General features: G+C 72.8%; 18 protein-coding genes. 9 read left to right on the top strand and 9 right to left on the bottom strand.

The annotated features are described in order from the left end of the window. The first annotated feature begins 9 nt into the window (after positions 1 to 9). A complete protein-coding gene (locus tag ACW62_RS09650) occupies positions 10 to 690 on the top strand; it encodes an RraA family protein (RefSeq protein WP_053203875.1) in 681 nt (226 codons plus the stop codon). A 1-nt stretch (position 691) separates the two neighbouring features. Here ACW62_RS09650 and ACW62_RS09645 read toward each other — a convergent pair whose 3' ends face one another. From ACW62_RS09645 to ACW62_RS09620, 6 genes are all read right to left on the bottom strand, one after another. Then, positions 692 to 1,126, bottom strand: a complete 435-nt coding sequence (locus ACW62_RS09645; RefSeq protein WP_053203874.1) for a PTS sugar transporter subunit IIA — start codon at positions 1,124 to 1,126, stop codon at positions 692 to 694. Continuing rightward, a complete protein-coding gene (locus tag ACW62_RS09640) occupies positions 1,123 to 1,431 on the bottom strand; it encodes a PTS sugar transporter subunit IIB (RefSeq protein ID WP_083459554.1) in 309 nt (102 codons plus the stop codon). Before ACW62_RS09640 ends, ACW62_RS09645 begins: the two co-directional genes overlap by 4 nt. A 7-nt stretch (positions 1,432 to 1,438) precedes the next feature. After that, complete coding sequence (locus ACW62_RS09635) at positions 1,439 to 2,869, bottom strand: PTS ascorbate transporter subunit IIC (protein ID WP_053203873.1); 1,431 nt, start codon at positions 2,867 to 2,869, stop codon at positions 1,439 to 1,441. 62 nt (positions 2,870 to 2,931) lie between these two features. Continuing rightward, complete coding sequence (locus ACW62_RS09630; RefSeq protein ID WP_053203872.1) at positions 2,932 to 3,336, bottom strand: hypothetical protein; 405 nt, start codon at positions 3,334 to 3,336, stop codon at positions 2,932 to 2,934. A gap of 17 nt (positions 3,337 to 3,353) precedes the next feature. After that, entirely contained in the window at positions 3,354 to 3,902 is a 549-nt protein-coding gene (locus tag ACW62_RS09625; RefSeq protein ID WP_053203871.1) for a TIGR03086 family metal-binding protein, read from the bottom strand. 68 nt (positions 3,903 to 3,970) lie between these two features. Next, on the bottom strand, positions 3,971 to 4,762 hold the full coding sequence (locus ACW62_RS09620; protein ID WP_053203870.1) for a helix-turn-helix domain-containing protein: 792 nt from the start codon (positions 4,760 to 4,762) through the stop codon (positions 3,971 to 3,973). A 60-nt stretch (positions 4,763 to 4,822) separates the two neighbouring features. Here ACW62_RS09620 and ACW62_RS09615 point away from each other — a divergent pair, with 60 nt between their 5' ends. The 4 genes from ACW62_RS09615 (at position 4,823) to ACW62_RS09600 (ending at position 8,809) form a co-directional block, all read left to right on the top strand. Continuing rightward, positions 4,823 to 6,682: a CocE/NonD family hydrolase gene (locus ACW62_RS09615; RefSeq protein WP_169792023.1), complete on the top strand. Its 1,860-nt coding sequence runs from the start codon at positions 4,823 to 4,825 to the stop codon at positions 6,680 to 6,682. 2 nt (positions 6,683 to 6,684) lie between these two features. After that, positions 6,685 to 7,113, top strand: coding sequence for a helix-turn-helix domain-containing protein (locus ACW62_RS09610; protein ID WP_053204039.1), 429 nt, complete (start codon positions 6,685 to 6,687; stop codon positions 7,111 to 7,113). Positions 7,114 to 7,123: 10 nt separating this feature from the next. After that, positions 7,124 to 7,531: a VOC family protein gene (locus ACW62_RS09605; RefSeq protein WP_053203869.1), complete on the top strand. Its 408-nt coding sequence runs from the start codon at positions 7,124 to 7,126 to the stop codon at positions 7,529 to 7,531. 81 nt (positions 7,532 to 7,612) lie between these two features. Then, a complete protein-coding gene (locus ACW62_RS09600) occupies positions 7,613 to 8,809 on the top strand; it encodes an AAA family ATPase (protein ID WP_053203868.1) in 1,197 nt (398 codons plus the stop codon). Positions 8,810 to 9,615: 806 nt separating this feature from the next. On the opposite strand, the gene ACW62_RS09595 is transcribed toward ACW62_RS09600, so the two are convergent. Continuing rightward, entirely contained in the window at positions 9,616 to 10,998 is a 1,383-nt protein-coding gene (locus ACW62_RS09595; RefSeq protein ID WP_169792022.1) for a globin domain-containing protein, read from the bottom strand. Positions 10,999 to 11,431: 433 nt separating this feature from the next. Here ACW62_RS09595 and ACW62_RS09590 point away from each other — a divergent pair, with 433 nt between their 5' ends. Next, a complete protein-coding gene (locus ACW62_RS09590; RefSeq protein ID WP_053203866.1) occupies positions 11,432 to 11,872 on the top strand; it encodes an ATP-binding protein in 441 nt (146 codons plus the stop codon). 97 nt (positions 11,873 to 11,969) lie between these two features. Continuing rightward, on the top strand, positions 11,970 to 12,887 hold the full coding sequence (locus ACW62_RS09585; protein ID WP_205629244.1) for a DUF5926 family protein: 918 nt from the start codon (positions 11,970 to 11,972) through the stop codon (positions 12,885 to 12,887). Positions 12,888 to 13,090: 203 nt separating this feature from the next. Here ACW62_RS09585 and ACW62_RS09580 read toward each other — a convergent pair whose 3' ends face one another. Further along, positions 13,091 to 14,317, bottom strand: a complete 1,227-nt coding sequence (locus ACW62_RS09580) for an arginine deiminase (protein WP_053203864.1) — start codon at positions 14,315 to 14,317, stop codon at positions 13,091 to 13,093. A 75-nt stretch (positions 14,318 to 14,392) separates the two neighbouring features. On the opposite strand from ACW62_RS09580, the gene ACW62_RS09575 reads away from it, so the two are divergent. After that, positions 14,393 to 15,148, top strand: coding sequence for a glycosyltransferase family 2 protein (locus tag ACW62_RS09575; RefSeq protein WP_053203863.1), 756 nt, complete (start codon positions 14,393 to 14,395; stop codon positions 15,146 to 15,148). Further along, positions 15,141 to 15,962: an arylamine N-acetyltransferase family protein gene (locus ACW62_RS09570; protein ID WP_053203862.1), complete on the top strand. Its 822-nt coding sequence runs from the start codon at positions 15,141 to 15,143 to the stop codon at positions 15,960 to 15,962. The genes ACW62_RS09575 and ACW62_RS09570 overlap by 8 nt, the downstream gene beginning before the upstream one ends. On the opposite strand, the gene ACW62_RS09565 is transcribed toward ACW62_RS09570, so the two are convergent. Continuing rightward, positions 15,954 to 18,173 carry a hypothetical protein gene (locus tag ACW62_RS09565; protein WP_053203861.1) on the bottom strand — a complete coding sequence of 740 codons (2,220 nt, stop codon included), beginning with the start codon at positions 18,171 to 18,173 and terminating at the stop codon, positions 15,954 to 15,956. The genes ACW62_RS09570 and ACW62_RS09565 overlap by 9 nt on opposite strands. Between the last annotated feature and the right edge of the window lie 80 nt (positions 18,174 to 18,253).

Raw genomic sequence — 18,253 nt, 5'->3', positions numbered from 1 at the left:
AGTCGGGGCATGTTCGAGAACCTCACCACCGCGCACCTGGCCGACGCGTGCCTGCGGGCGGGGGTGCCGGTGCGGTGTGCGTCGCTGCCGCCGGTCGTCGCCGGGTGGAGGGCGGCCGGCCGGGCGTTGCCGTGCGTCCATGTCGGCAGCGTCGACGTGTTCCTGGAGGCGTACGAGTCGGCCGGGCCGGGCGACGTGCTGGTGGTCGACAACGGCGGGCGGCGCGACGAAGCGTGCGTCGGGGACCTCGCGGTGCTCGAGGCGCGCGCGGCCGGGGTGTCCGGCGTCGTCATCTGGGGACTGCACCGCGACACCGCCGACGTCCGGGCCATCGGGCTGCCGGTGTTCAGCCTCGGCGCGCTGCCCACCGGGCCGCAGCGGCTGGACCCGCGGCCGGCCGACGGCGGGCTGGTGCGGGCCACGGTCGACGGCTTCGAGGTCACCCGAGACGATGCGCTGCTGGCCGACGACGACGGCGTGGTCGTGGTGCCGCTGGCCCGGGCCGCCGAGCTGACCACGCTGGCCGCCGCCATCCGCGACACCGAGCGGCAGCAGGCCGAGCTGGTCCGCGACGGCACGACGCTGCGCGACCAGCTCCATTTCACCGACTATCTCGACCGCCGCCGCGCCGAGCCCGGCCTCACGTTCCGGGCCCACCTGCGCGCCATCGGCGGCGCCATCGAGGAATGACCTAGCCGACGGCGGCCAGCGCGCGCACCGCGGCGGCGCGGTCCGGGGCCAGTCGCAGCTCGTCGGCGAGACCGTCCAGCAGGTGCTCGGCGAGGCTCTGCAGCAGCGCCAGGTGCGCGGCGTCGTCCGGGGAACCGAAGGCCAGCACGACGTCGACCGGGTCGTTCTGGTCGTGGCCGAACTCGACCGGCGTCGCCAGGACGGCCGCCGACAGGCACAGCGCCAGCGCGCCGTCCTCGGGCCGGGCGTGCGCCAGCGCGATGCCCGGCGCCAGCACCATGTACGGCCCGTGCTCCTCGGCGATCGCGATGCACCGCTCCGGGTAGCGCGGCTCCAGCGCGCCGTCGCTGACCAGCGGCGCACAGGCCGCATGCACCGCGCCGCGCCAGTCGGCGGCGCGCACGTCGACGACGGCGTCGATGACGGGGGCGGTCACGACAACCAGCCCTGCGCGCGCAGCGCCTCCTCCAGCTGCCGGCGCAGGCCGTCGACGTCCATGAAGTTGCTGATCGGCAGCACCACCGGGGCGACCGAGCCGAGGTCGTCGGCGTGCAGGCCCTGCGCGATGGCGACGTCGGCCCGCATGCCGCGCGCCGACGACACGTCGGTGTGCTCGACCTTCGCCTCGACGCCGAGTGACTTCAGCGCCTTCTCGGCGTTCATCTTGAGGATCAGGCTGCTGCCCATGCCGACGCCGCAGACGGCCAGGACGGTCAGCGGGCGGTTCGGTGCTGGGGACATCGGGTACTCACCGTTCTCTCGACACGTCAGATCGCTCGTCCTCCGACTCTGCCAGGCGCGCGTCGTCGCGGCGCTGCAGACGCTTGAGGAACCACGTCCACACCCCGAAGACGGCGACGACGACCAGCCCGGCCAGCAGCACGCCGTTGTCGCCGAACCCGGAGAACAGTTCGCCCAGCCCGAGCAGCAGCAGGATCATCAGGTACCAGTCCGGGTCGGCCAGCGTGGCCAGCTCCGGCGCGGTGTCGGACAGCAGGTTCCAGCCCAGCCACTGGCCGAACGCCAGCGAGACGCCGGTGACGACGCCCGCCAGCACGGAGCCCCGCCAGCCGCCGAACGCGTTGCCGAACACGGCCGCGCCCGCGCCGACGAAGAAGAGCATGATCATCGGCGGCACCAGGACGAACCAGCCGGCCGCCGCGAACACGCCCATCAGCACGAGGAACGTCGCCGTCGTCGACACGAAGCCGACCATGACCGCCGTCGGCGCCACCGGGAAGATCGTCGGCGCGTCCAGGGCCGGCCGCGAGCCGGGGATCGCCTTCTCGCTGATGCCGGTGAAGGCCGGCACGATCTCGGCCAGGAACATCCGCACGCCGTAGAGCAGGATCGCGATGCCGGCGGCGAACCGCAGCGCCGCGATGATCCCCCACACCCACGGGTGGATCTCCGGGTCGTACGCCGCGGCCTGCTCGTCGACCACGCCGCCGTCGGCGAACGCCAGCCCGACCAGCATGATCAGCCCGATCACCACCGCCGTCGACACCGTGACGTCCTTGAAGAAGGACAGCCGCTTCGGCACCTTCACCTGCTCGACGTCGTCGCGCTGGGGGTCGCCCACCAGCGGCGCCAGCTTCCCGCTCAGCCACGCCACCGACGAGCTGGTGTGCCCGTAGCCCCAGTCGTCGGAGCCGATGACGCGGCGCATCATCGGCGCGATGAACAGCGGCTGGACGGTCCAGTAGCAGCCGGCCACGACCGAGCCGACGAGCACCAGTTGCCAGCGGTCCAGCTCGCCGAACACCTGCACCAGCGACGCCGTGATGACGACCGCCATCCAGAACAGCAGGTGGCCGGTGAGGTACACGTAGCGGGTCCGCAGCACCCGGACCAGCACCAGGTGCACCACGAAGCCGAGCGTGATGACCAGCGCGATGTCGCTGCCGTGGGTGCCCAGGAACTCGTCCAGCGTGTTGGTCGACGACGGCGGGTCCAGGCCGACCGCGCTGGAGACGATCACCTGGAACGACGCCAGCCCGCCGACGAACACGTCGATGCCGATGAACAGGATGATGATCCCGATCGTCGCCCGGATCGCGCCGCCGACGACGTCTTCGACCGGCTTGCGCTGCAACAGCAGGCCCAGGGCCGTGATCAGGCCGATGAGGATCGATACCTCGTTGAACAGGTTGATCGCGATGAACTCGAGAACGTCCACGGGTCGGGTCTCCTCGATCTCGGCGCTCCGACGCCCCCCGTTCGTTGCGCGAGACCCTACCGTCAGTCGCCCGTGGCGAGATGGAGCAACGCCTTGCCGTACGCCTCCTCGGCCCGTTCGTCGTCGACCTCGACCCGCCGCCCGCCGACGTCGAGTGTCAGCCGATAGCCGTCGTCCGTGCGGTGCAGCCCGGTGAACGCGCCGCCCAGCAGCTCGCGCAGCCGCGACTCACCGGGCAGCCAGAGCGCGGCCTCCTGCTCGACGCTGTCCAGCGCCCACTCGACGGTGCCGTTGAAGCCCAGCACCCGGCCGCCGCTGGGGAACTCGTGTACGTCGACGACCATGTGGGAGACCACGAAGACCTCGTCGTCCATGCCGCGGTCGGCGATGACGAACCGGTCGCCGGGGCGGGGCTCCCAGCGCAGCCCCGCCTCGCGCAGCTTCCGGGCCAGCTCGACGGAGATCATGCCCCCATTGTCCGCCTTCAGCGGCGGCGGCCCAGCAACCCGAGCAGCTTGGTCTGGTCGTCGGCGTCGTCGGGCACCGGGACCTCGGGGCCGCAGACGCCGGGCCGGCGCAGGTTGTCGCCCAGTTTCTCGACCATGGGCAGCAGGTCGGCGACGTCCTCGGCGGGGATGGTGTCGTCGAGGCCGGCGCCACGGGCGATGTCCCAGCCGTGCACGACGAGGTCGAACCCGAGGAACTGGTCGGCCGTCGCGGCCACCGTCGTCGGGCCGAACATGCCCTCGTACGGGGTGTTGGCGCGCTCCGGGTCGTCGAGGAGGTCCTGCATGGCGTCGCGGGTGTGCGTCCAGGCGGCGACGGGGTCGTCGGCAGGCGGCGGGCCGTCGGGCAGCGTCAGGCCGCCGAGCTTCGCGACGTCGCGATGCCAGTCGACGAGGTGCGCGACGACGTCACGGGTGGTCCAGCCCTCGCACGGCGACGGCGACTCCCAGCGGTCGGCCGGGACGGACTCGATGCGGTCGGTCAGCGTGGCGGCCAGCCGGCGGTAGCGGTCAGCGATGTCGGTCATACCTCCACTGTGCCGCGACAGCGGGACCGGCGCTTGTACGGATCGGACATCGGCGCTGGCCGCGCGGGTCAGGCCGCCTGGCCGGCCGGCACGGGCACGTCGTCGACCACGGACCCGGGACCGTGCCAGTCGGGTGCCTGGCTCCGCAGCAGCTCGCTGGGCGTGCTCGACGCGATGCGGCGGCAGTCGTGCGAGAGGTGCGCTTGGTCGCTGTAGCCGGCGAGGTGGGCCAGTTCGGCGAGGCCGAGGTGCGCGTTGCCGGGCGCGCGGGCCAGCGCCATGAATCGCTGCAGCCGCAGGATGACCCGCAGCATGGACGGCGGGTAGCCGAACGCGGCCCGGCTGCGGCGCTGCAACTGGCGATCGGTCAGCCCGGCGGCGTCGGCCAGCTCGGCGATGCTGCTGGAACGCCGGCTCAGCACCCGCACCGTCCACAACGCCAGCGGGTCGGGGCCGTCGGCGGCGGACACCCAGCCGCGCGCCGCCGCCGTCAGCAGGGCCAGCCGCGCGTCGGCCGACGCGGCGTCGGTGACCTCACGGGCCAGCGCCCGCGCACCGCGGCCGAGGACGTCGTCGAGCCCGACCCGGGTGTCGAGCAGCAGGTGCGCCGGCGTGCCCAGCAGCCCCGGCGCGACGCCCGGCCGGAACCGCACGCCGACGGCCTCGGTGCCCTTCGGCAGGACGACCGGCCAGGCCGCCGTCTCGGGACCGCACACCACGACCCGCCCGTCGGCCAGCCACATGACGTCGACGCAGCCGTCGGGCACCAGCAACTCGACACCGTCGACCTCCGCCGTCCAGCCGCACACGAGCGCGTCGCGCAGCTCGGGCGCGACGGCAACGGGGCGGTACCAGGCCATACCCACACCCTAGGACCGCGCACTGACAGACCGGAGGAGCGTCCGGTAGGTTCCATGATCATGGTGACGCGTCGATTGCGCCGTCTGTCCGTTCCCCTCCTCGTGGCCGCGACCACCGCCGGCGCCCTCGCCGGTGTCGCCCGGGCCGAACCCGCCGCCCCGGCGTTCGTGCTGGCCGACGGCGTGACGCAGTCGGTGTACTCGTACGCCGACGCGATCCGCGAGTCGGTGTGGGTCGACCTCGGTACCGACCTCGACGCCGACGGCGAGACGGACCGTGTGGCCGTCGACATCATCCGGCCGGCCGAGCCCGCCGCGGCCGGCCAGCGGGTCCCCGTCATCATGGACACCAGCCCGTACTACCTGTGCTGCGGCCGCGGCAACGAGTCCCAGCGCAAGGCGTACGACGAGAACGGCGAGCCGGTCGGGTTCCCGCTCTACTACGACAACTACTTCGTGCCCCGCGGGTACGCCGTCGCGCTGGTCGACGACCTGGGGACGAACCGGTCGACGAGTTGTCCGGACGGCGGCGGCCCGGCCATGACCGGCGCCAGCGCGACCGTCATCGACTGGCTGAACGGCCGCGCCACCGCGTACACGTCGGCCACCGGCGACGAGACCGCCGACGCGGGCTGGTCGACCGGCGCGGTCGGCATGATCGGCAAGTCCGCCGACGGCACCGTCGCCAACGGCGTGGCCGCGCTGGGCGTCGAGGGACTGCGCACGATCGTGCCGATCGGCGCCGTCAGTTCGTACTACCACCAGCACAACGCGAACGGCGCCTGGGGCGGCTACGCGCCGCTGCGCAGCGGCCCGCCGAACCTGCTGACGCCGAAGGCGTACGAGCTGTGCGAGCCGTTCTTCCAGGACCTGGAGACCCGGTTCGACGACGACGGCAACTGGACGCGGTACTGGGCCGAGCGCGACTACACCCGCCGCGCCGACGACGTCGAGGCTAGCGTCTTCCTGGTGCACGGGTTCACCGACCAGGCGGTGCCGTCGGACCACCTCGCCCGCTGGTGGGACGCGCTGTCCGAGGCGGACGTGCCGCGCAAGTTGTGGCTGACCCAGGCCGGCCACGTCGACCCTTTCGACTTCGACCGCGAGCGCTGGGTCCAGACGCTGCACCGCTGGTTCGACCGGTGGCTGCTCGACATCGACAACGGCATCGACGACGAGCCGATGGTGTCGGTCGAGCATGCCCCCGGCTCGTGGACCGACGAGGCCGGCTGGCCGGCCGCGGGAGCGCGCGACGTGACGCTGCGCCCGTCGTCACCCGGTCTGTTGTCGACGGCGACCGCGCCGGCCGGCGACACCGATGCGTTCACCGACGACCCCGAGCAGGACCGCTGGGTCTGGGCCGCGAACCCGGACCAGCCGTCGCCGGCCCGCGTCCTGTTCCGGACCGAGCCGCTGGAGTCCGAGCTGCGGCTGTCCGGCTCCGCGTCGGTCACGGTGCACGCGTCGTCGACGACGTCCGAGGCGGTGGTGTCGGCGGCGCTGGTCGACTACGGGCCGGCGACCGTCCACGACTATCTGAACCCGGGCTGGGGCATCGAGAACCTCGACACCCGGTCCTGCTGGGGCGAGAGCACGCCGTCCGACAGCGCCTGCTACCTCGACACCGCCCTCTCCCTCCAGGACGTCGACCACCACGTCCTCGCCAGCGGCGCCGGCGACCTCGGCCACTGGGCGACACTGTGGCGGCAACTGCCGCTGCGGCCGGGGCGGGCGCAGACGATCACGTTCGACCTCACCGCCATGGACCACGTTGTACCGGCCGGTCACCGCGTCGGGCTGATCCTGGCCGGCACCGACTACTGGCGGTCCGGGGCGCCCAGCCAGCTGCCCACCGTCACCGTCGACCTCGCCCGGACGTCCGTCGAGCTGCCGGTGGTGGGACGTATTCTCGGCGAGTGAGGCTGAGCGCGACGGAGGACGCCAACCGCCGGCTGCTGCGCGCCCGCGACGCGATCGACCGGCGGTTCGCCGAGCCGCTGGACGTGCCGGCCCTGGCTCACGTCGCACTGATGTCGCCGGCCCACTTCACCCGGGAGTTCAAGGCCACCTTCGGCGAGCCGCCGCATCGCTACCTCCAGCGCCGCCGCGTCGAGCGTGCGATGGCGCTGCTGCGCGACTCCGCGGCCAGTGTCACCGACGTCGGCCTCTCCGTCGGCTTCGCCAGCACCGGCACGTTCAGCCGGACCTTCGCGTCGATCATCGGGGTGTCGCCCTCGGCGTACCGTGCCCGGAGCCGGCCGCTACCGGCGCCGGGCTGCTTCGTGCACGCCTGGACCCGCCCCGCGGCATCGAGCAGTTTCGGAGAAGCGGCCGCCGTCGCCGGCCCCTAGCGTGGAATCCATGTTCAACGCCATCAACATCACCACCGTCCAGGTCCTCGATCAGGACGAGGCGGTCGCCTTCTACGTCGACAAGCTCGGCTTCAAGGTCTCCAACGACGTCGACATGGGCTTCACGCGCTGGCTGACCGTCGCCCTGCCCAACGACCCCCAACGGCATCTCCTCCTCGAGGTGCCCGGCCCGCCCGCGCTCAGCGAGGAGGTCGCCGGTCAGGTCCGGGACCTGCTGACAAAGGGAGCGCTCGGTGTGGTGTGCGTCCTCACCACCGACGACTGCCGCAAGGTGTTCGCGGAGCTGTCGGCCAATGGGGTGGAGTTCACCCAGGAGCCGACCGAGCAGCCGTACGGCATCAACTGCACGCTGCGCGACCCGTTCGGCAACCAGATCCGGGTGAACCAGCACACCTGATTCGCCCCGATCCGCGACACGCCTATGGGGTCGTCTAGCGAAATCTACGGATACCGCTAGACGACCCCATAGAGTCCGATCATGGACCCGGTGCGCAACCCCTACGCTCCCGGCGCCGGTCAGCGTCCGCCCGAGTTGGCCGGCCGCGACCGCGAGCTGCAGCAGTTCGACGTCGTGCTGGAGCGCATCGCGCGGGGCCGCCCGGAGCGGTCGCTGGTGCTGACCGGGCTGCGCGGTGTCGGCAAGACGGTGCTGCTGAACGCGCTGCGGTCACAGGCCATCGGGCGCATGTGGGGCACCGGGAAGATCGAGGCGCGGCCGGACCAGTCGCTGCGCCGCCCGCTGGCCAGCGCGCTGCACATGGCGGTCCGCGAGCTGACCCCGCGGCACCGCGACCCCGACCGCGTCGACGGATTCCTCGGAGTGCTGAAGGCGTTCGCGCTGCGCTCGGCCGGCAACGACGCGAAGCTGCGCGACCGCTGGCAGCCGGGCATCGACGCGCCGGCGGCGACGGGGCGGGCCGACACCGGCGACATCGAGGTCGACCTCGTCGAGTTGCTGGTCGACGCGGCCGGGGTCGCGCGCGACGTCGGGGTCGGCATCGCGCTGTTCGTCGACGAGATGCAGGACATCCCCGCACCGGACGTGTCCGCGCTGTGCGCCGCCTGCCACGAGCTGTCCCAGCAGGGCCTGCCGCTGGTCGTCGTCGGGGCAGGGCTGCCGCACCTGCCGGCCGTCCTGTCCGCGTCGAAGTCGTACTCGGAGCGGCTGTTCCGGTACGTGCGCATCGACCGGCTGGACCGCGAAGCCGCCGACCGCGCGCTGGTCGCGCCGGCCGAGGACGAGGGGGTGACGTACGAGGCGGCGGCGCTCGACGCGCTGTACGCGGCCACCGAGGGCTACCCGTACTTCGTGCAGGCCTACGGCAAGGTGACGTGGGACAACGCGCCCACCGACCCGATCGGCGCCGACGACGTCCGCATGGCCGCGCCGGAGGCCGAGGCCGAGCTGGCGGTCGGCTTCTTCGGCTCGCGGTACGAGCGGGCCACGCCGGCCGAACGCGAGTACCTGCGCGCCATGGCCGCCCTCTCCGACGACACCCACGGCGTCGTCCCCACCTCTGACGTCGCCACCTACCTCGGCCGCAAGCCGTCGTCGCTGTCGCCGGCCCGCGACTCACTGATCAAGAAGGGGCTGGTCTACTCCGCCGAGCGCGGCACCATCGCGTTCACCGTCCCGCACTTCGGCATCTACCTGCGCAAACACGCCACCGTCTGACGGTCGGCGGCTCGTCCGGGCGCCGGGCCGGCTGACGAGAAGCCGGACGGTCCGCCTGGAGTCCGCGTCGGGCTCCGCGTACGTCTACGGGTTCGCGCAGCTGAGCAAGCTCGGCCCGTGCCCGCCCGGCGCCTTGGGCGTCCATGTCGCCGAAGAACGTCACCGGCGCGGCGAAGGTCAGCCGGGCGCTCGCCGATGCCCTGCACGAGCGCGGAGTCGGCCAGGGTCCCTAGCCTCTTGATCTACGCAGCCCTGGGCGGCCAGTTCACGCGCGGCGGGTGCACCTCACCCGCGCAAGCACCGCATGACCGCCGATGACGACCCGTCATCCGGTGCTGCGGCGGGTGAAGTGCCCACCACGCGAGTGACGTCGATGCCCTGGGCCGTCTTCGATGGCCAGAATCGTCCAACGGCGCCCGGAACACGACTCTCGCCATCGAAGACGGCTCCGGGAGTCGAGGACGACCAACGGTGCACCGGCAGCAACGACGAACGCCAGCCGGCCAGCCGACGGCGCACCCGGGCGGGCTCTGCCCGCACTTCCCCCGTTCCCCTGATAACTGCCCGCACTTGGCCGCGCGCGTGCGGGTCAAGTCCAAGCCCCCAAGCCCCCAAGCCCAGCGAACGCCAACCACAGCGGCGCGGACTTGAGGCGCGCGGGCGCGGCTAAGACGATGGGCAGCAGGGGGACGGCCAACGCCGCGAGCAGCCGACGAAACGTCCACCCGATCAATCGGACTCACTCATCAAGCGGTGAATCGGGCCTTCTAGCGATGTCTAGCGTGAGGACTAGAAGGCCCTAGACCTCACCAGAGACCGTAATCGTCGACGACGATCTGCTCGGCGGGCACGCCCTGCTGGCGTAGCCGCTCGAGGCTGGTCGAGACCATGCCCGTCGGGCCGGCGACGTAGACGCGGTGCTTTCGCCAGTCGCCGTAGGCGGAGACGATGTTGCCCATGAGGTCGGGGCTGCGGTCGGTCGGCCCGTCCGGCGAGACCACCGGGACGACGGTCAGCCGCCGGTAGCGCACGCCGATCGACTCGAGGTGCGGCAGCGCGTACAGGTGGTCGCGGTCGCGGCCGGCGTAGAAGACGTGGACACGGCGGCCGTCCTGGCGCTGCTCCAACTCCTGCAGCGTGGCCAGCACGGGCGCGATGCCGGTGCCGCCGGTGATGCAGAGCAGGTCGTGCTCGGACCGCGGCGTCGCGACGTCGTGCCCCTGCGGCGCGCCGAGGTGCAGGACGTCGCCGGGTTCGGTGCGCCAGACCAGCGCGCTGCTGACCCAGCCGGCGCCGACGGTGCGGACGTGGAACTCGAGCAGGCCGTCGTCGCGCGGCGCGGAGGCCATGGAGTAGGCCCGCCAGATCTTCGCCCGCCGCGGCGTCGTGACGTACGCGTACTGGCCGGGCCGGTACGGATAGTCCGTGTGCGGGCGGACCTGCATGATCGCGAGGTCGTCGAGGATGCGCCGGTGGTACACGACCTCGGCGTCCCACCACGGCGGCGAGATGACGGCGTCGCGGCGGGCGGCGCCGACCATGATGCCGGCGATGTAGTCGTACGCGTCGATCCACGCCTTCTCGTGCCGCGGCGTCCACGCGTCGCCGAGCGACCGGCGGACGGCGAGGACCAGCGCCGTGCCGACGGGCGCGTAGTGCTGGTCGATGACGCCGAACTTGCGGTGGTCGCGGCCGAGCCCTTCGAGGTACGGCTGCAACGACTCGCGGTCACCGGCGTTGCCGACGATGCGCACCAGCGCGCCCACCAGCCGCGACCGCTGCACCGCCATGCCCGCGCCGAACATCTCGCGGGTCTCCGGCGCGATGGTGAACAACTGAGCGTAGAAGTCGGTGCCAACCGCGTCGAGATGGTCCTCGACGAAGGTCAGGCTCTCCCGCAGCGCCTCTTCGTCGAGGCCTGTGGTGTTGGCTGGCTGAGGTTCCAGTGCTCGCTCCGGCTCTGCCTCGGTACCTGCTGCCGCACCTGCTCCTGACTCGCCGTCGGGTGACGGGACGTCCTCGCCGGCCGGACCCGACCGAGTGTCACTCTCCTGGCCGGCATCCGCAACCGCGGCCGCGCCGTTCTGTCGCGCCTGTGCCGGCGATACTGGAACGCCGGGTTCGAACCACGACACGTTGCCGCGCGTGTTGGCGGGGCCGGGCACATCGTCGCCAGTAGCGTCGACCATGGCGTCGCCCGACGCTCCCCCGGTCCGATCCCCTTCCGCCCCACGTTGTCCCGAAGACCGGGAGTGAGTCCACATCGTCATCCTCTCCGCCCCGCCCTAACCTAGCGGTCGATCCGCCACTTCGGCACGGAAGGACGAGCCACGGACGGACATATCCGCGCGATGGGGGCATCCCGGCGCACCCGCCCGCGCACGCGCCGGCAGCGCAAGATCAGGTAAACGCGCTGGTGATCTACGGTGCGGCGGCGACAGCCCGGCCACCTGCACAGTCGGCCGTGAAACCGGAGAGCCGGAGAACTCACATCTCAACATATGGACGTGATCGGGTGGCGAATGGTTCACTGTCGGGAGGTTTGGCAGAGTCGTGCAGTGGGCACCACTGGATGCGGGTGGCGTGGGTCCGGTGAAGGGAGATCAACCAGTGGGTCGAGTCGTGGCCACGAGGCGTGAGGCCCGATCCAACAGCGCACGCTCCGTCGAGCTGACCGGCGAGGTCAGCAACGTGCCGCACGCTCGCCATCTGGTTGCCGAAGACCTTCGCAACACCAACGTCTCACCCACGGTCATCGAGAACGCGCTCATCGTCGTCACCGAGCTCGTCACCAACGCCATCCTGCACGCGCAGCCGCTGCCGCTCAGCGGCACCCGCACCGGAGTCGTGCTGCAGTGGGCGGTCCTGGGCGACGACGTCCTCGTCGAGGTCAGCGACGGCGGCGGCTCCGAGCGCCCGCGCGTGCGTCAGCCCACCTCCACCGAGGACCAAGGCCGCGGGCTGTCCATCGTCGACGCCATCGCCCGCGAGTGGCGGGTGCGGTCCGAGCCCGGCCGGGTGACGGTGCACGCCGTCGTCGGCCCGTGGAACTCCGGCGCCTGACGCCGTCCGGCTCACACCCGGCGACCGGAACCGGCTGTGTCCCTTCGGGACTGACGTCAGACCTCGCGGCCGCCAACCGGTGTTACTCTCGCCTGTCGTGAGTGCCACTACCGAGGTTCCCGTCGTCGGCCCCCGCCAGCCCTGCCCGTGCGGTTCGGGGAAGCGCTACAAGGTCTGCCACGGAAAGAAGGCCCGCGAGGCCGAGCGGCAGTACGTCGTCCGCCCGTTCGCCGGACTGCCGGGCGAGTGCGACTGGGTGGCCATGCGCGAGATCGTGTCCGCCGCGACGGCGCCGCTGCGGCCGGCCTCCGGCGACGACCGCTCCGTCATCGTCTGCACGCTGCTGCCGGGCGCGTTCCCGGCGCTGGTGCGCGAGAACGGCGAGATCCTGCTGGCGCTGCAGACCATGACGTCCACCGGCGACCCCGCCGCCGACCTCGGGCACACGCTGGCCGCGGCGCTCGAGGCCGAGCCCGGCTCGACGGTGAGCCCGGAGCCGCGCACGTCCGGCACACCGCGGCTGCACGACCTCATCGACACCGACGCGGAATTCCAGGTGACGGTTCACGACGGATTCGACTACTGGTTGGATCCCGAGTCGGACACCGGATCGGAGGCCAAGGCGGCGCTCGAGGAGGCCAATTCGGCCGTCGTTCCGGCGGCCAGGCTGACGTCCGTCGAGGCCGCCTACTGGTGCAGCCTCGGCGACCGCGACCAGGTCCGCTGGGTGCTCCCGTACGACGAGGAGCCGCTGCTGGACGGGCTGGCCCGGCTGCACGCCGCCGGCGACGACACGCTCGGCGAGGGCACCCGGCTGCTCGGCACGTTCCGCGCCGCCGGCCTACTCGTCCCGGTGTGGGATCTGGTCGACGGCACGCCCTCCGACGCCGTCGAGGAACCCGCCGCCGCACTGGGCGAACGGCTGGCCGAGGCGGTGGCCGAGAAGGCCCCGCTGACGTCCGAGCAGCGCCGCGCGCGGGCCGGCCTCGCGAACCGTCAGGTCACCATCCGCTGACGTCACCGAGGGCCGGCGCAGAGAAGACCCCGACCGCTCACGACGGGGGAACACGAGCGACCGGGGCCTCTTTGGAGCTTACCGCCTACCAGGGGTGGAAGTTCCACCGATCGGCGACTTCTTGAGATTCATACCGTTACGGTCCGGTCTCGACCGGTCTGTACCATTGTCGTAACCGTGCCGTGGCGCGAGGTACGCCGGCGTCAGCGACCGCGCGACGCCGCGGAGTCGCGCCGGATCGGGCACGACATGCACCGCGGCCCGCCCCGGCCCGAACCCAGCTCGCTGCCGGCGATGCGCAGCACCTCGATGCCGGCGTCCTCGAGCCGGGCGTTGGTCTCGGTGTTGCGTTCGTAGGCGACGGCCAGCCGCGGCCCGATGGCCAGCGTGTTGTTGCCGTCGTCCCACTGCTCGCGCTCGGCGGTGACGGGGTCGAGGCCGGTCTCGACGATGCGCAGCGCGTCGATGCCCATGGCCGCCGCGGCCGCCTCGACGAACGGCGCCGGCTCGCCGTCGATGACGAGGTCGTCGCCGGACCACCGCAGCGCGACCGCGGTCAGCTCGTCGGCGAGGTTCGGGTACATGACGATCGCGTCGTGGTCGACCATCGTGAGGACGGTGTCGAGGTGCATCGTGGCGCGGTCCTGCGCGATCGGGACCGCCAGGACGGTGTGCGCGAGGCCGCCGCTCAGCACGTTGCGGGCCAGCCGCTCGACGCCGGCCGGCGTGGTCCGCTCGCCGGTGCCGACCGCGACGACACCGGGCCCGAGCAGCAGCACGTCGCCGCCCTCGAGGTTCTCCAGCTGCGGCCCGTATACCTCCGGCACGCCGGCGAAGCGCGGGTGGTGCCGGTAGATCGCCGACGTCAGGCTGGTCTCGCGGCGCCGCGCGGCCATGGCGAGGCTGGTGACCGCCACGTGGTCGCCGATGCGGACGCTGGAGTCGCGGGTGAACAGCAGGTTCGGCAGCGGGTCGATGACGAAGTCGTGCGGGTCCATCAGCCGGTAGGTGAGCCCGCGACCGGACCGCAGCTCTTCGTGCGCGAGCCCGGCCATGAGCACCTGGGCGAGGTCGTCGGGGTGCAGCCCCCCGAGGTGCGAGCGCAGCACGTCGCGCAGAGTGTCGCCATGCCGCGGGTCGGCCAGCGCCGCCTCGACGCACGCGTGCCGCGCGTCGTCGCCGGCCAGGGTCTCCGTCAGCAGGTCGGCGAGGTACAGCACCTCGACACCGTGATCGCGCAGCGTGCCGGCGAACGCGTCGTGCTCGTCCTGTGCGCGGCCCACCCACGGGACACCGTCGAACAGCAGCTTGTCGTTGTTGCGCGGCGTGAGCCGCTTCAGCTCCGGGCCGGGCCGGTGCAGCATGACGGTGCGCAGCCGCCCGACCTCGGAGTCGGCGGCGTCGACGGTGGTGGACGCGGGTGTGGTCATCGTGAGCCGAGGTTACGCGAGCGGCGTGCCGGTTGCCCTCTCGCCACGACGCGGGCCCCTCTAAGCTTGGCGCCCATGACCACCGAGGACCCCCGGGCCGACGGCGTCGCCGCGATCATCCCGGCCAAGGACGAGCAGGACCGCATCGCGGCCACCGTCGAGGCCACCACGAGCATTCCGGGGGTCGATCTCGTCGTCGTGGTCGACGACGGCTCCACCGACCGCACGGCCGCCACGGCCACCGAAGCCGGCGCGATCGTCGTCGGGCACGCCCGCAACCGCGGGAAGGCCGCCGCCATGGAGACCGGCGCCACGGCGCTGGCCGCCATCGAGGCGCGCGAGACCGGCCGCACGGCGCCGCGCGCGCTGCTCTTCCTCGACGCCGACCTCGAGTCGACGGCGGGCAACGCGCGGCCGCTGATCGGCCCCGTGCTGTCCGGCGAGGCCGACATGACCATCGGCGTGCTGCCCGCCCAGCGCACCGACGGCGGCGGCCGCGGGCTCGTGGTCGACCTCGCCCGCACCGGCATCGAGCGGGCCACCGGCTGGACGGCCACGCAGCCGCTGTCCGGCCAGCGCTGCCTCACCCGGGCCGCGTTCGAGGCCGCGCTGCCGCTGGCCGAGGGGTTCGGCGTCGAGACCGGCCTGACCATCGACCTGCTGCGGGCCGGCTTCCGCGTCGTCGAGGTCGACGTCGAGTTCCATCACCGCGTCACCGGCACCGACCTCAAGGACCAGCTGCACCGCGGCAAGCAGTACGCACACGTCATGCGCGCGCTGGTTACCCGCGGCATCCGCCCGTCGGCCCCGGCCAGGTTCCGCCGTGTCTGACCCCTGGGAGACCGATCGGCTCGACCTCGCCGGCTACCTGACGCGGCTGGGCATCGCGCAGCGCCCGCCGAGCCGGGCGGCCTTGGACGAGCTGCACGAGGCGCACGTCCGCACGTTCACCTTCGACAACATCGACGTGCTGCTCGACCAGCACGCGGGGGTGGGGCTGGCCGCCGTCCAGGAGAAGTTCGCCGGCCGCGGCCGCGGCGGCTACTGCTTCGAGCACTCGACCATCGTCGCCGCGGCGCTGCAGCGGCTCGGCTACGACGTCGTCCGTCACCTCGGCCGGGTCGGCGACCCCGCGGCCGGCACCCAGCAGGGCCGCAGCCACATGGTCGTCGAGGTCGTGCTGGACGGTGACCGGCTGCTCTGCGACCCCGGGTTCGGGATGGGCCTGCTGCGGCCGACGCCGCTGGCCGACGGCGCCGAGTCCGATCAGGACGGCTGGCCGTACCGCGTCGTCAGTGCCGGTCCCGGCCTCTGGGGGCTGCAGCGCTACCGCGAGGCGGGCTGGGAGCTGGCACACACGACGGACGAGTACGACGTGAAGCCGATCGACGTCGTCATGGCGCACCACTACACCAGCACGTTCCCGGGCATCCACTTCCGCACCGGCCTCATGGTCGGCAAGCACCTGCCCGGCCGGCACGTCATGGTCACGCACCGCACGGTAACCGTCCGCCGTCCCGGCGAGGCCACGGAGCACCGGGAGCTGCGCGACGGTGAGCTGGCCGAGTGGCTGCGGCTGTTCGAGGTGCCGCTCGCCGCGGACGAGCAGACCCGGCTGCTGGAGCGGGTGACCGCCCTAGGGTGACGGCGACAGCAGCTCGCGCTCGGCGGGTGACGGCACCGGCGTCGCCCCTTGCGACGCGGCCACCGCCGCCATGCCCAGCGGCACGCCGACCGTCAGCAGCAGCGCCGGCACGATGATGCCGGAGTCGTTGGCGGCGAACCCGGCCGCGCCGGTCAGCAGCGCCGCCCACACCAGGTACCGGAACAGCGACCAGTGCTGCACCGTGCGGCTGACCGCGTTCTCGCCGTCGGGCCGGATGAGCCACAGGATCAGCAGGTACGCCAGCGGCACCAGCCAGCCGTAGATCGGCCAGCGTTCCAGCGTGCCGAGCGACGCCTCGGCCTTGCGGAAGATCACCGTCAGCGCGTCGCCGGAGAGCAGGTCGGCGAAGAAGCTGCCGAAGTGGGTGCGCGAGCCGGGCGGGCGCAGCCAGTCGAGGAACGCGAACAGGCCGAACAGCGCCGTCGCGCCGAGCGCGGCCAGCGCCAGCTTCGCGATGGTGATGCGCGCGCCGAGGGTGCCGAGCACGAGGACGGCGAAGCCGGGGATGGCGGCGAGGATGCCACCGACGTCGGCGCCGGCCTGCGGCGCGCCGTCGATGACCACGGCGATCATGCCGACGGCGGCGACCGCGCCCGCCGCGAGCCGGCGGGACTTGCCGATGTCGAGCAGCCACTGGCCCAGCGCCGCCGCGGCCACCAGGCTGGCCACCACGAAGATCGCGAACGGGATGTTGCCGAATCCGTAGAACCGGCCGGCCACCAGCGGCGACAGCCCCAGCAGGCTGGACTGTTGGAGGCTCGACCCGCTGGCGACGTCGACCGCCAGCACCGTCGCCGTGACACCGGCCACCACGCCCGGCGGACCGTAGGCCCGGCGCCGCCACGGCCCGGCCAGCGCGACGATCGTCAACGCCAGCGTGCTCACCACGATCGACGTCCACAGGACGGTGTTCGGCTGGTCGTAGCGCCACCACCGGGTGATGTTGGCGAGGTACGACGCCACCGGCGCCGCCGCCACGAGCACGGCCACCACCTGCACGACGCGCAGGACGGCGGGACGGAACGAGACCCCGCGCAGCAGCGCCAGCAGCGCCGCCGCGCACACGACCACCAGCAGCCCGCCGAGGATCTGGAAGAACGGCCCGGACTGGTCGCGGTAGATCGCCGACGCGCGGTCGACGCCGTTCAGCTCGGACACCGTGCCCGCGGAGCTGCCCGGGTGCGGGCCGGCCGGCCGCCACGGCCGTCCGACGACGTCCTTCGCCGGTTCCTCGACGCCGGCGTAGGCGAGCAGCGTCGGCGCGATGTCGGTCAGCTGCACCAGGCCCGGCCAGAGCGTGGACGACGACGTGAGCCAGTTCGGCCCGAAGGTGCCGCCGTCGGCGACCGGGCCCATGGCGAGCGCGGCCCGCAGCCCGGCCGGCGGGATCGGCGTCGGCTCGTCCGGCAGCGGGATGGTGGTGCCGACGCTGTCGGACAGACCCGCGATCATCAGCGCGGTGTCGGGCGGCAGCTGGTCGATGATGCGCTCGACCTGCTGGTCGATCACGGCCGCGGTCTGCGCGCGGGCGTCGAGGGCGGCTTGGTCGGCGAACTCGTCGCTGCCGTTCGGGGCCGGGTTCGGCAGCCCGCCGAGGTCGACGACCGTGACCGGGCACTCGTTCAGCAGCCCGGCGCCGATGTCGCCGGAGCTCTGGTGGTACGACGGGACCCGCCCGGTGGAGTCGGCCAGCGCCAGCGCCGCGCCCGGGCCGACGGCCGTCGCGCACACCCCGGCCTCGGCCAGGCGGTCGCCGAGCAGGCCGATCTCGGCGTTGTAGGAGTTGTCCTCCTGTTGCTGCTGCAGCAGTTCCCAGCCCGGCACGACGACGCCCGGCCCGTCCGGCGCGGACGTCGGCTCCGGCGGCTGGCGGCAGAAGCGGTCGCCCCCGCCGTCGGCGTCGATGTCCTGGAGGTCGGTGGAGCGGCGCCCCGAGCTCACCGTCAGCCAGCCGTCGACCACGCAGGTGCGGGTGCGGACGGTGCGCACCGTCAGCGAGCCGGCCGCCTCGGAGCCCGCCAGGTCGTACAGCGTCGGCATGCCCTCGGGGGTGATGTCGGGCCAGGACAGGCCCGGGATGCCGAGGAGGACGACGCGCTGTTGCGGGTCGGACGTGGTGGCCGGCGCCGGAGTCTCGGCGGCCGCGGGGGACGCGGTCAGGAGCGGGGCGAGGACGGCGAGGAAAGCCACGAGGAGCCCTACGAGACGAGCCCGGCCCGCCCGCACCCGGCGCCGTGCGGCGCCGGGATGCGTGCCGCTGCTGCCTGCGC

The organism is Jiangella muralis, from assembly GCF_001270745.1.
Classification (GTDB): Bacteria; Actinomycetota; Actinomycetes; order Jiangellales; family Jiangellaceae; genus Jiangella; species Jiangella muralis.
Note: the sequence above shows the minus strand (reverse complement) of the source record. Positions and strands in the feature narration are given on the sequence as shown.